This window comes from Scytonema sp. HK-05 (genome assembly GCF_963872035.1).
Taxonomy (GTDB): Bacteria; Cyanobacteriota; Cyanobacteriia; order Cyanobacteriales; family Nostocaceae; genus Kalymmatonema.
This window is the reverse complement of the sequence record NZ_CAWMYC010000057.1, coordinates 1-12,351: the sequence shown is the minus strand read 5'-3', so window position 1 is coordinate 12,351 and position 12,351 is coordinate 1. Positions and strand designations below refer to the sequence as shown.

The 12,351-nt window shown below is 44.4% G+C and carries 9 protein-coding genes, 1 pseudogene and 1 CRISPR repeat array (1 of these 11 only partly in view); of the genes and pseudogenes, 4 read left to right on the top strand and 6 right to left on the bottom strand.

Going from position 1 to position 12,351, the window contains the following annotated elements; genetic code table 11:
* A CRISPR array of direct repeats spans positions 1-966; the repeat unit is 37 nt; unit sequence GTTACAATTTCCACGAATCCCTATTAGGGATTGAAAC; it reaches 1,366 nt to the left of the window's first position.
* A gap of 186 nt (positions 967-1,152) precedes the next feature.
* Genes AACT52_RS08790 through AACT52_RS08780 form a run of 3 tightly spaced genes read right to left on the bottom strand, consistent with a single transcriptional unit; the run spans position 1,153 to position 5,331 of the window.
* Positions 1,153-3,453 carry a hybrid sensor histidine kinase/response regulator gene (locus tag AACT52_RS08790; RefSeq protein WP_073630226.1) on the bottom strand — a complete coding sequence of 767 codons (2,301 nt, stop codon included), beginning with the start codon at positions 3,451-3,453 and terminating at the stop codon, positions 1,153-1,155.
* Positions 3,454-3,466: 13 nt separating this feature from the next.
* On the bottom strand, positions 3,467-3,910 hold the full coding sequence (locus AACT52_RS08785) for a response regulator (protein ID WP_073630224.1): 444 nt from the start codon (positions 3,908-3,910) through the stop codon (positions 3,467-3,469).
* The gene (locus AACT52_RS08780) at positions 3,907-5,331 is read right to left on the bottom strand and encodes a sensor histidine kinase (protein ID WP_073630222.1); all 1,425 of its coding nucleotides are present in this window, start codon (positions 5,329-5,331) and stop codon (positions 3,907-3,909) included. The genes AACT52_RS08785 and AACT52_RS08780 overlap by 4 nt, the downstream gene beginning before the upstream one ends.
* Before the next feature lie 389 nt (positions 5,332-5,720).
* Between AACT52_RS08780 and AACT52_RS08775 the strand changes: the two genes are divergently transcribed.
* Complete coding sequence (locus AACT52_RS08775; RefSeq protein ID WP_158054589.1) at positions 5,721-5,903, top strand: hypothetical protein; 183 nt, start codon at positions 5,721-5,723, stop codon at positions 5,901-5,903.
* A gap of 449 nt (positions 5,904-6,352) precedes the next feature.
* A pseudogene (locus AACT52_RS08770) lies at positions 6,353-6,831 on the top strand (DegT/DnrJ/EryC1/StrS family aminotransferase); the annotation flags it as partial.
* Between the two features lie 44 nt (positions 6,832-6,875).
* Here AACT52_RS08770 and AACT52_RS08765 read toward each other — a convergent pair.
* A complete protein-coding gene (locus tag AACT52_RS08765; protein WP_233153882.1) occupies positions 6,876-7,415 on the bottom strand; it encodes a DUF6174 domain-containing protein in 540 nt (179 codons plus the stop codon).
* 310 nt (positions 7,416-7,725) lie between these two features.
* Positions 7,726-8,628: a hypothetical protein gene (locus AACT52_RS08760; protein ID WP_073630216.1), complete on the bottom strand. Its 903-nt coding sequence runs from the start codon at positions 8,626-8,628 to the stop codon at positions 7,726-7,728.
* 109 nt (positions 8,629-8,737) lie between these two features.
* Here AACT52_RS08760 and AACT52_RS08755 point away from each other — a divergent pair, with 109 nt between their 5' ends.
* Complete coding sequence (locus AACT52_RS08755) at positions 8,738-9,130, top strand: carboxymuconolactone decarboxylase family protein (protein WP_073630214.1); 393 nt, start codon at positions 8,738-8,740, stop codon at positions 9,128-9,130.
* Between the two features lie 214 nt (positions 9,131-9,344).
* Here the strand turns inward: AACT52_RS08755 and AACT52_RS08750 are convergent, their stop codons facing one another.
* A complete protein-coding gene (locus AACT52_RS08750; protein ID WP_073630212.1) occupies positions 9,345-9,569 on the bottom strand; it encodes a hypothetical protein in 225 nt (74 codons plus the stop codon).
* 506 nt (positions 9,570-10,075) lie between these two features.
* Between AACT52_RS08750 and AACT52_RS08745 the strand changes: the two genes are divergently transcribed.
* Entirely contained in the window at positions 10,076-11,983 is a 1,908-nt protein-coding gene (locus tag AACT52_RS08745) for an ATP-binding protein (protein ID WP_073630210.1), read from the top strand.
* The last annotated feature ends 368 nt before the right edge of the window (positions 11,984-12,351 follow it).

The following is a 12,351-nucleotide window of genomic DNA, read 5'->3' as shown; positions in this document are numbered from 1 at the left end:
CAATTTCCACGAATCCCTATTAGGGATTGAAACACTATCTATACACTCCCTTAAGCTAAGTTGATTGATTACAATTTCCACGAATCCCTATTAGGGATTGAAACTGATGATAACCTTTTTCCCGATGCTGCGAATCCTGTTACAATTTCCACGAATCCCTATTAGGGATTGAAACTCCTCTATCTGCTTGTTCAGCGATCGCTTATCCAATACTTACAATTTCCACGAATCCCTATTAGGGATTGAAACGGACGATTAATGTACCGTGGCGCGCTTGATGCTGTGTTACAATTTCCACGAATCCCTATTAGGGATTGAAACTCGTTGATGATAGTGACATCGGGATTACTAAAAAGTTACAATTTCTACGAATCCCTATTAGGGATTGAAACATATGCAAAAACATTGAAGCACGGCTAGATGAGGTTACAATTTCTACGAATCCCTATTAGGGATTGAAACGATTGAGTAAAGTTATAACCTTTGCCACTTTGGTGTTACAATTTCTACGAATCCCTATTAGGGATTGAAACATCTGAGTGGGCAGTGAGGCACGCAGTAAATCCCCGTTACAATTTCTACGAATCCCTATTAGGGATTGAAACACGATTCACCCGCAATACCGCAGGCAATCGAGAGGTTACAATTTCTACGAATCCCTATTAGGGATTGAAACGGATCAGAGATGCATCTATCTTAGCGATTGAAAACGTTACAATTTCTACGAATCCCTATTAGGGATTGAAACGGCAACGATTGCTTCGGCAAGCTTGGCAACTCTGGGTTACAATTTCTACGAATCCCTATTAGGGATTGAAACCCAATGCAGCCGGGCGCAAGTTCTCCTAAAAGAAAAGGGTTACAATTTCTACGAATCCCTATTAGGGATTGAAACCTTGAAATTGAAGATATGCCATCTATTGAAAAAGGTTACAATTTCTACGAATCCCTATTAGGGATTGAAACCGCATAGCACACGCCGAGACCTACTTTCGTATAAGTTACAATTTCTACGAATCCGCTATTAGGGATTGAAACAGATCTCGGTCTTCGAGATGCGGCTATTTTGCAGTTACAATTTCCACGAATCCCTATTAGGGATTGAAACACTTGATAATTAACACGCGATCGCATTAACCCAGGTTACAATTTCTACGAATCCCTAACCTCGCGTAGGGTACTCAGTAATGCTTGAGCGGTGAAGGGTTTTGACAAGAAGTATTGGATGCCAAAACTTCTCTTTTGAGCAGTCGTCCAATTGCTCATCAGCCCGCTCATTGCAATGATTTGCACGTGGGGATTCATGCGTTGCAACGTGAGAATTGTGGTAGAACCATCTATGCCTGGCATCATCAGGTCTATCAACACCACACTAATCTCATCCTTGTACTGAGCGTAGAGTGCAAGTGCCTCAATTCCATCGCTGGCAGTTAAAACCTTATAATTATGGCTTTCCAAGGTACTTTTAGTGATTTGGCAGATAGTAACTTCGTCATCTACGACCAAAATCAATTCGCCATGACCATTTGGTAGTTCTACATCGGTTGCTGCTGGAGTTTCAGTGAGTTGGCTACTCGGCAAATACACTTGAAAGCGACTTCCCTTTCCCATCTCGCTATAAACATTCACAAAACCGCAGTGACTTTTAATAATGCCTATGACAGTGGAAAGTCCTAAACCAGTTCCCTTACCCACCTCTTTGGTGGTAAAAAACGGATCAAAAATGCGATCCATAATTTCTGGCGGAATGCCACATCCTGTATCAGTAATAGTAATCACAATGTATGAGCCTACCTCAGCATCGACATGCATACGAGCATAACTTTCGTCAACCCAAAGGTTTTCGGCGCTAATCTCCAGGATACCGCCATCGGGCATAGCATCACGAGCATTGACTGTTAGGTTCATTAGCACTTGATGAAGTTGAGTTGCATCTGCAAAAACTGTCCAAAGATTGGGTGCTATATTAGTTTGGGTTTCGATAGATTTTGGGAAAGTTCTTTGAGCGATTTGTGCCACATCTAACAGCAAATGCTTAGTCTGGACTATGGTGCGGCTTCCTTCCACTCCTCGACGACTAAACGACAGAATTTGCGTGACCAAATCACCACCACGCTTAGCACTGCCTTCCAGCATCCTTAGCAGTTCCTGAGTGTTCTCATCAAGCTTAGGGAATTTCAGGGGCAGCAGTTGAGCAATTGCCAAAATGGGAGTGAGGATATTGTTGAAGTCGTGGGCGATGCCGCTAGCGAGAGTACCTAAGCTTTCCAACCGTTGAGTTCGCAGAAACTGTGCTTCCAGTTGTTTTTTCGCAGTAATATCAGTATTAACAATGAGAATCGATTTGGAGTTGCCAGCTACATCGCGCACAAGCGTCCAGCGACTTTCCACAATAATCTTCTTGCCGTCTTTTGTGACTTGCTGCAACTCACCCTGCCACTTACCCTCGGCTGCCAGTATTGTCTGTATTGCTTCAAATGGGGGCAAAGTTTCCTCAGATTTGTACACAAGCGACTCAGCGCTCCTACCAAGGACTTCTGCTGCTTCCCATCCGTACAGGCGCTCAGCACCTTTATTCCAGAATAAGAGGTGCTGTTCCAAATCTTGAACAAAAATTGCGTCAGTAGCGACATCCAACAACGCAGCTTGTTCGCGGATTTGTTGTTCTGCCAGCTTGCGATCGCTAATGTCCTCCGCAATTCCAACAACGCGATAGGGTTCACCAGATTTGTCCCTGATAGGGAAACCCCGGTCTCGTATCCATCGCAATGAGCCATCGGGACGGATAATGCGATACTCTTCGTCATAAGTGCCCGCCAATGACTGCTCAAAGAAGACGGTCTCAATGTGTTGCCGATCCTGGGGATGAATCGCCTCTAGCCATTCCATAAAGTTAGCGTACAAGCTCTCGCGGGAGCGTCCCCAAATGTTTTCGTATGCTGGGCTGACGTAGAGTCGCTGACGTTCTCCAGGGTCTGACATCCAGAAAACCATCTCGATAATGTTCTCTGCCAATTGGCGAAACCGCTCTTCGCTTTCCTGTAAAGCCCGTTCCGCACTATGCCTTTTGTGCCGTTCCTGTGCCTCCCGCAACTCCCGCTCCACTGCAGGCACCAAGCGGGCGAGATTACCTTTTATCAGGTAGTCATGCGCTCCTGCTTTCATTGCAGCGACGGCAATCTCCTCGCCAATAGTGCCGGAGACGATGATAAATGGTAAATCTAGCTTCCGGCTTTGGAGGAGTTTAAGAGCTTCTGGGGCACTGAAAGCAGGCATATTGTAATCTGCAATCACAATGTCCCATGACTGTTGATCAAGAACTGCCTGCATTGCTGCCGGGGTATCCACGCGAACATAGTCCACGGTATAGCCACCCCGACGTAGCTCCCTTAAGACCAAGAGAGTATCATCTTCAGAATCTTCGACAATTAGAACACGTAAGTAAGGGCTCATGTTGAGTAGCTCCCTAAACAGGCGGTGGTTCATTCATCAGAAGCCAGTACATCCCCAGTTGCCGAATCGCCTCGGAAAACTGAATAAAATCTACGGGTTTGCGGATGTAACTGTTGCACCCTTGGCTGTAACTATCAAGCAGATCTTGTTCTTCGTTGGAGGTGGTTAGAACCACCACGGGTAGCAAACTCGTGCGTTCGTCTTCCCGTAAACGACGTAACACTTCAATACCATCAATACGGGGCAGTTTCAGATCCAGTAAAATCACCGTAGGCTTGACGCTGATATCCCGTCCGGCATGAACACCAGTGCCAAACAGGTAATCCAAAGCTTCAACCCCATCATGAGCCACCACGATCTCATTGCTGATATGGTTGCGCTTCAGGGCTCTGATTGCCAAAGCTTCGTCATCCGGATTATCTTCTACAAGAAGAATTATTTTGTTACCCTCGCTCAAGCCCCTGCCTCCTCTGCTACTAATGTGAAGTAAAAAGTAGCCCCCCGTTCCACTTCTCCTTCTGCCCAGACCCGACCGCCATGCCGATGCACAATCCGCTGTACTGTGGCTAGTCCGATTCCATTGCCTGGAAAGTCTCTCATATTGTGCAATCGCTGAAAGGGTCCAAATAACTTATGAGTGTAAGTCATATCAAAGCCCGCGCCATCATCTCGAACAAAGTAGACTGGCACCCCGCTTTCGCTCTTGCTCACTCTAAACTCAATCCGTGCTTGAGTATGCTTAGAGGTAAATTTCCAAGCATTATTCAGTAAATTTACCAACAACACTCGCAGGAGACGGATATCTCCTTGGGCTAACAGCCCTGTTTGAATCACAAACTCTACCTGCCGCTCTGGCTGACTCTGCTGTAACTCAGTACAGATACTACTAGCTAACAGACTCAGATCCACAGGTTCCAGATACATTTCACTGCGCGTAACTCGAGATAGGTTGAGGAGGTCATCGATCAATTGCCCCATCCGTTGAGTAGCTGCCCGAATTCGCCGCAGGTAGTCCTGCCCGTTTGCGTTCAGCTGGTCGTGGCAGTCTTCCAACAAAGCTTGACTGAAGCCATCAATACTGCGTAAAGGAGCACGCAGGTCATGGGAGACAGAGTAGCTAAAAGCTTCCAACTCCTTGTTGACTGCCTCCAGTTCAATGATTGCTCGTTGCAGCCCCTGGTTTAGAGATTGAACTGCTTGCTCAGCCTGCTGGCGTTCTTGCACTTCCGCCTGCAGGTCAGCCAGAAGTTCTGCGTGCTGGAGGGCCACTCCCAAATGGCTAGCAATTTGGGTGGCAAACTCGATTTCTATCGCTTGCCACTCTCGGGGAGCGCGGCATTGGTGAATACAAAGCAATCCCCAGAGATTCTGACCCTGCAGCAGCGGTACTACTAAGTTTGCCCGTATCTGAAATTGCGACAGAATCCGAATGTGACAGTCGCTCAGCCCATAATTGTAAATATCTGAAACCGCTTGAATCCGACCTTGCTGATAATGAAGTGCAAACTGATCCCCGAAGCAATGGTCGTGAACTTTTTGCGCCATAGCGGAGCTAAAAGCTTGATCCACGTCCTCAGAAACAAATTCCCCATCATCCCAACCTGAGTTTGGATAAAAGCGAAACATACCCACTCTATCTGCTTTCAAGAGTTGGCGAACCTCACGAGCTGTAGCTTGAAAAATTGTTTCCGTATCTAGAGGTTGCCGCAGACGGGTAATCACACGAAACAATGCCTTCTGCTGCTCCACCCGGAAATGCGCCTGATTGATTTCCTGCTCGAATTGTTGGGCTTCTTCTGCCAGGATCTGCTTGAGCATCTCAAATGCCGCCTGATCTCGACACAAGTTTTGCAACCTTACCAATATCTCTGGGTTCATTCGTCTGCGTTAGTTAGGTCAGGGAATTTACGAGAAATAAGCCAAACACTTGCGTCAGCCAGATCAGACAGATGCTGAGAGTGTTTCACAAATTTAAGGGCTTAGCACGCGGATGCAATAGTTTCTTAGAAAGATAATATAACTTGAATGGGTTAGACTTTTTCAAATTTTATCGGGAGTTGGGTAAGGAGATGCCATCACGAAACATCTTCATTATCCTACTCTCATTAGCTTCTCTAAAATACTTTATCTTTCTTAAAGATATTTTACTCACCGTTCGCGTAATCGCCTTTTCATCTAATTGATAAATAAAACTGGGTAAAAATTGTCCGGTTAGTACTGTTGAGTGATCTCACAAGTTCCTCAATTTTTTCGCCTAATTTTAGAATTTGTATAAACTGAAAATCGTAGCCTTCAGCGATCGCACTTCAACCCGCCTGAACGGTTACGAAGATGCAGGGTGGTACAATGCTTTTCAACAGGCATATCGTATTATAAAAAAAGGCGGAACAGCAATATTTTCATTGCTAAATTTTGACAGTAGAGTTGCTAGTACACTATGGCGTAAATAGAGCAACCATTTAAAATCCCCAAAAAGCCGATTCCATAATACTTTTGAATGCGTGACTTTTGAATGCGTGACTTCCGCCTTCCGGTACTAGCCCATTCTATGCACCATATTTAGCGTATTTACGCTTCTTGAGAAAAATTGGGAATGTTAATGTCTCAATTCAATATCTTCCCCAACTAAAGTATCCGGGTAAAATGAATTTAGAGTCACTGCTTGATCAACCACTTTATTTATATTGGTATAGGCTTGAAGAAGCATACCAAATTATCCAATAAGCAAATTTTAAAAGAGTTGACCTTGGTTCTGATTTTCAGATGATTCAAGGGAGAATGCATACTTTATTGGAAACATTAAAACAAGCACAAAATCAGGGAAGGCTGTATTTTGTTTGTACAAAATAAATACAACAAAAATAATCTTGGGTTGGCTTGTGAAAAGTCAAACAGAACTATGAATAAACCAATTCTCCTCTCAACTCCCCATATGGGCGATCGCGAACTAGAATTCGTAAAAGAAGCCTTTGATACGAACTGGATCGCCCCTGTTGGTCCTCATGTCGATGCTTTCGACCAAGAATTTTGTCAAGTCATAGGTGCAAGTCATGGTGCTGCTATACAGCCAGGAGATGAAGTTTTTTGTTCTAGCCTAACGTTTGTGGTTACTGCTAACCCGATTACCTATTTAAGAGCAAAACCAGTCTTTATTAACTGCGATCGCATTTCTTGGAATATGAATCCCGACTTATAGTGGGGAACACTACAGCGCCGTGCTACAATAGAAGACTTGCCCAAAGCTTTGTACACCTATACAGTCAAAGCGCAGATATCGACGCGATTTTAGAAGCTTGCGATCACTATGGAATTGCTTTGATTGAAGATGCAGCCGAATCTTTAGGAGCCACCTATAAAGGACGTTCGCCCGGAACCTATGTATTGGACTCAACACCAGAACCGCTATAGTATGCTGTTGAAATTTAGTTAATCACTTCCAGATTCTCAATTGTGAGATATAGTTCTTCATCGGCCATTTGACTGTCGTAATCGATGTTAATTTGGGTTGGGTAGCCGAGTGTAGAGCCGAGTGTAGAATTGTACTGCACAGTCAGGCTGGATGCTTTCTTGGCGATCGCATCCCTGATCACACCAAAAAGCCTGGGTATTGTATCATATTTTTGGAAGAGTTCTGGATTCACTGGTTGACCAGTGGCAACAGAAGTGACAGAAGCCGTTCTGCCGTTACGCACTTCAATGATGACTGGTCCTCTAGCTTCGGTTGTGCAGAAGCAACTCCTCGTTAATGTATAGCGATAGTTGGAGATATTTTGCCGATTCCACAACCGTTGATTAATCCTTAATTGTCCCAAATTTGAGTAAGCACTCTGTGATAATTGTGGTATCTGTATGGGAGATTGAGACATTGTTGGTGCGTTCAAACCTAGAGACATTACTAATCCCGCACCAATAACAATAGGCAAGCGCAACTTTATCCATTGAATTTTCAAGGTTTTGAGCATTTGGCAAACTCCTCGGGGTTCTCCCCCTCGCTTTGTGCTTTCTGAAACACCTACAAAATTAGGGTTTAATAATTTGTTTGTCAACTAAATCGGGCAGGAGTCCGCGCGCGAAATCTTTGATTTGGTGTCGGGAGGAATGCCCGGTTTGTTTTGTCGTATCAGGTAACGGCTACTAGGCTAGTCATCTTTTACATCGCAATCTGATTCTTGCAAGCCCACACTAACACTTCGTGTGTAGTGTGGGTAGTTGACGTTACCTTTGCAACTGCCAAAGGTTGAAATTTACACAACTTACTATCAGAAATTATAACTAGGTAGATTGTACAAACTTTGTAATCACAAAAAACAAATCCCGAAAAGTGCATACATCGGGAAAACCTAGGGTGCCAGGCTGCATACTGAGTCGGTCTTGCCATTGGTCAGGAAAATCAGATTTACCTTCGCGGCGAATACCATGACCAACGTACAGATTTTTTGAGTCAGGATAGTATTTCCCATAATAACTATTATACAGCGAGAGTGAGCGTTCTTCCTCTCGGTCAAGGAACATAATCATGAAGGCATAATGTGTATCGGGTTCTAATCTTAATCGCTCACCTTTAAGCTGCCATTTCATGTATTGGTCTTTTTTCAAGTCGTTTGGTAGTTGACCTGTTGCATAATAAATAGATTGATACGATTCACCTTCGAGGTAATCGTCGAGTTCCGGAGACGTCTGTCGGTCAAATTTACCGACAAAACCAGGAGTCCCGTGGTTGTTCAAACGCGGTTCACCCGTGACTTTGAAAAACTCAATACCTACCCTAGCACTGGGAGTATTTCGCTCAACTTCATTTGGTCCCACGCGCAGGTAAACAGCATCGACTGTAAAACCTTTGTCATCAGTGAGGAAAGTTTGCCCGAGATCGCGATCGCGTTGCTGATAAGTTTCACCGTAAACAGTTCGGTTACCAAAAACGGTTCTGCTATCGGCAGGATACTTGTTATTCTCAATTATTTTATTCTTTTCCAAACGAATGCTTGTAGCTCCACCTGGATCTCCCTCTAAGTAGTGAATCATCACAGAGGAATTGGTGGCAGGATTTGGTACAAATGAACTCTCATCCGATGAAGAGATGACAACTTGTCCCTGCACGACTCCAGATTCCCCAAAACTGGGCAATCTAAACCCTAAAATGAGAATGGTCAGCAGAAATATTGTGAAAAATTTCATTGTATAAATACTACTATGATCCGAGAAGCTGAAAGCCTTACAGGTGTAAAAAAGTTGCGTTGCTTCAGGGATTTTACCTTATTTTGCTCCTTTAGACTTTATCCTTTAAATGACCAAACTCATTGAATACGAACAAGCCAGTGACGAAGTACGTGTGGTATACGATGACATCCGCGCCACTCGTAAGACTGATTACATCAACAATTTTTGGAAAGCCATAGCCAATCATCCCCCTACCCTACAGCGAACATGGGAGACGGTGAAACAAGTGATGACTAGCCCCGGCGAACTCGATCCGCTGATGCGCGAGCTGATTTACATTGCTGTGAGTGTGACGAATGGCTGCGAATACTGCATCGCCTCGCATACAGCGGGGGCTTATGCCAAAGGTATGAGCGATGCTATGTTCGGCGAACTGATGGGAATTATTGCTACAGCAAATACAACCAATCGCCTCGCTAACGGCTATCAAATTCCAGTAGACGAGCAATTCAAGAGCTAAGAGCTTAGATTCCCGACTTCTTAAAAGAAGTCGGGAATCTTGTTGTTGTATAATCAAAAATGATTTTGAATAAAAGTAAATTTCATCAAGAAAATATATCTTAATAAATAAAAAAACTCCCGATTTTAGTAGCATATCGGGAGGACTATGTGAGTGAGTGCCGCTCACTATTGTGAATGTGGTGTTTTATAAATGTGGTATTTTATATCTGACGCTAAACACTGAATTGTGAATATTTACCAACTTGGTTATCAAAGAGTAAGTCACTTAAAAAAGAACGCGCGTATTCTAAAGGAAGATGTCTGGGCTTACCCTGAAATACAATTTGGTACTCGTTGCTGTCTGGACCATCGCCATATCCAGAAATCAGCTTGCGGTGAAAAGCTTCCTCAGCAAGATGTTCAACTTCTTTTTTGAGATCAGCTTTTACGCTAGTCATACTTGCCGTCTCCTTAATTTTTTCTGACGTTTACTATTTATAAAATTTACAAGTGTCTAATTGCACCTTTCAAAGGTTATATATTTTAGCTATAGCAGTTCTATTTAATTCATGAATTCACCTGCAATTGAAATTACTGACAAACAGGACTTAGTATAGAGACGTGACTATACCTTTAGATAGCTGAAAATGTTTGGCAATCTGGGTAGAATCAGCAAGCATAAGCGTTGCAATTGATGCTTAAGTAAACCGCAAAACATAGGTGTAGCTTAGGGTTGAGCGATCGCTTGCCAAAGGATAGTTAAGTAAATAGACAGTAAATACGTCTGGGGAAACACAAGTACACGTCACGGCAATTGCTACCCTTCAAGAAGTCGCCCTTTGGGCGTCTACAACAGGGGACAAGCCAGATGCTTCAACTGGTGGTAATCACAAGTAACGCACTGGCTCCCCAAGGGCATATAGCCTTAAGATTCCAGGGTGTTTAGCCGAAGGTCTATAATCATATGGTTCAAGACAGAATCACCGATGCGGTTCGCATTAACGCCAGAAAAACTGATGCATTCGATGTTTTCAAATTCAAGCATTACATCGGACCAAATCCCTATTTGGATACAGGGGCGCTAGTATTTGATTTTGCTCTGACGACAACTGGCAGAGCTCTGCCTATTGAAGATTACGTCAAAGAAATTAGCGATCGCTACCCACACCTGCGCGACGAGACGTACGATTCCTATGCGCATTTGTTTGCCCGCACCGTGGCAGAAGTAGGAAAACTGGATATGGGTTTGCACCTCGAGCGTTGGAGTGTCAAGCCTTATGAAAATTATGCCACGTGTGCTGTGCAATCGCTTCACGAACGTACAACTCGAGGTGTGCTTTATTTCGTTTGGGATTGGTTTGAAGCCATAACTCAAGACGAAGATATTGACTTTGAGCAGATTTCGACACTTCAAAATAGATTCCGCCTCTCTGTTTACGGTGGTCCTACGGTTTACGCCTTATTGCGAACAGCTCACAAAAAAGGTATTCCCGCCTTCTATCTGTGGGAAGAAGGACTGATGCAATACGGCTACGGAAAAAAACAAATTCGTGGCGTTGCGACGACATTTGACTGTGATAGCCATCTGGATTCTGACTTCACCACGCGTAAGGATGACTGCAAGGCATTTTTAAGAACCTTAGGCTTTCCAGTACCTAAGGGTGATATTGTGATCACACAAAGGGAAGCCCTCGGAGTAGCAAGAGAAATTGGCTACCCAGTGGCGGTGAAACCTGTGGTAGGTCACAAAGGAATTGGGGTGACGGCGGAAGTCCGAGACGAGGAGGAATTGGAATCTGCTTATAGTCGGGCAGTTGATGCCATTCCAGAAAATGAGCCAACGCGAGTCATCGTAGAGAAAAGCATCCTAGGGGCAGATTTTCGCTTGCTGTGTGTCAACGGCAAATTTGTTGCCGCCACTGAACGCCGTCCTGCATGGGTTGTGGGTGACGGGTACTCAACGATTGAAGAGTTAATCCGAGAGGAAAACCGAAAACCAGGACGTTGGGATACGCCCACCTCAGCGATGAGTAAGATTCAGTCCGACGACGCGATGGAACAGTATCTCGAACAACAGCGTTTGTCATTGGACAGCGTCATTGAGAAAGGCCGCACTGTTTATCTTCGCAAAGTAGCCAATCTCTCCTCTGGAGGTGTCAGCATTGATGCAACCCGCACCGTTCATCCTGACAATATTATCTTGGCGCAAGACATTGCCCTGCACTTCCGCCTGACTTGCCTCGGTATTGATGTCATTGCCCCCAGTCTTTCCGAATCTTGGAAGTCCGGTGACTTTGCCATCTTGGAAATCAACGCCGCACCGGGCATTTTGATGCATCTTAACCCTGCCGTAGGTGAAAGCGTTGATGTGCCTTCACGTATCCTAGAAACCTTCTTTGAGTCGGGTACATCTGCCAGAATACCAACAATCACCTTCAACCACATCTCAGTTCAGGATCTGCAAGAGACCATTGACCATATTCTTTTGCAACACCCCGACTGGACAGTAGGCGCTGTTTGTCGTGACGCAATTTTTGTCAATCGTTCTGAAAAAATCCTCAGTAAGGATTACAACACCAACGTCTTAACTTTGTTGCGTAATCCCAAAGTTGATTTGCTGATTGTAGAGTACGAAGAAGACGTCTTGGAAAAAGAAGGAATGTTTTACCACGGCAGTAACATAGTCGTTCTAGATAATCCTACCGAAACCGAGATGGTTCTGGCGCGGGACATCTTTGACGACTCTACTGTTGTAATTAGAAACGGAGACAATATCTCTATCAGACGTCAGGGTTTGATTGAAGAATATTCCTTGGGAGTCAATGAACCATTGACACGGGTTTATTTGAAAGAAATCGGCACGATTTTGTAACTAAACCTCATCGCATAACTTCACCGCCAACCCTTCTTTCCTGGCAAAGAGGGGTTGGCGGTGAGGCATTGGTGTCAACTTAAGCCCAAAGTCATATCATGTCCGAATGAACACTTATAAAAAACGAAGAACCTCACCCGCCTACGGCACCCTCTCCGCGAGGAAGGAGAGGGTTGGGGTGAGGTCAAGCAGGAATTATAAGTAATTAAGCGGACTTGATATCATTAGTTGACAAGCATTTGAGCATTTTTTGATGTACCATCTAGATTTTCGATCCCCCCTTAATCCCCCCTTAAAAAGGGGGGAGATAAAAGTGACATACTCCTACCCTGAATCAAAGATTACAGGGTAGGCTTCCAACAGCCCGA

What these genes read in the sequence shown, in the direction of transcription:
- AACT52_RS08790 (WP_073630226.1), bottom strand. Translation starts at nt 3,453, where the DNA reads ATGAGCCCTTACTTACGTGTTCTAATTGTCGAAGATTCTGAAGATGAT.
- AACT52_RS08780 (WP_073630222.1), bottom strand. Translation starts at nt 5,331, where the DNA reads ATGAACCCAGAGATATTGGTAAGGTTGCAAAACTTGTGTCGAGATCAG.
- AACT52_RS08765 (WP_233153882.1), bottom strand. Translation starts at nt 7,415, where the DNA reads ATGCTCAAAACCTTGAAAATTCAATGGATAAAGTTGCGCTTGCCTATT.
- AACT52_RS08760 (WP_073630216.1), bottom strand. Translation starts at nt 8,628, where the DNA reads ATGAAATTTTTCACAATATTTCTGCTGACCATTCTCATTTTAGGGTTT.
- AACT52_RS08755 (WP_073630214.1), top strand. Translation starts at nt 8,738, where the DNA reads ATGACCAAACTCATTGAATACGAACAAGCCAGTGACGAAGTACGTGTG.
- AACT52_RS08750 (WP_073630212.1), bottom strand. Translation starts at nt 9,569, where the DNA reads ATGACTAGCGTAAAAGCTGATCTCAAAAAAGAAGTTGAACATCTTGCT.
- AACT52_RS08745 (WP_073630210.1), top strand. Translation starts at nt 10,076, where the DNA reads ATGGTTCAAGACAGAATCACCGATGCGGTTCGCATTAACGCCAGAAAA.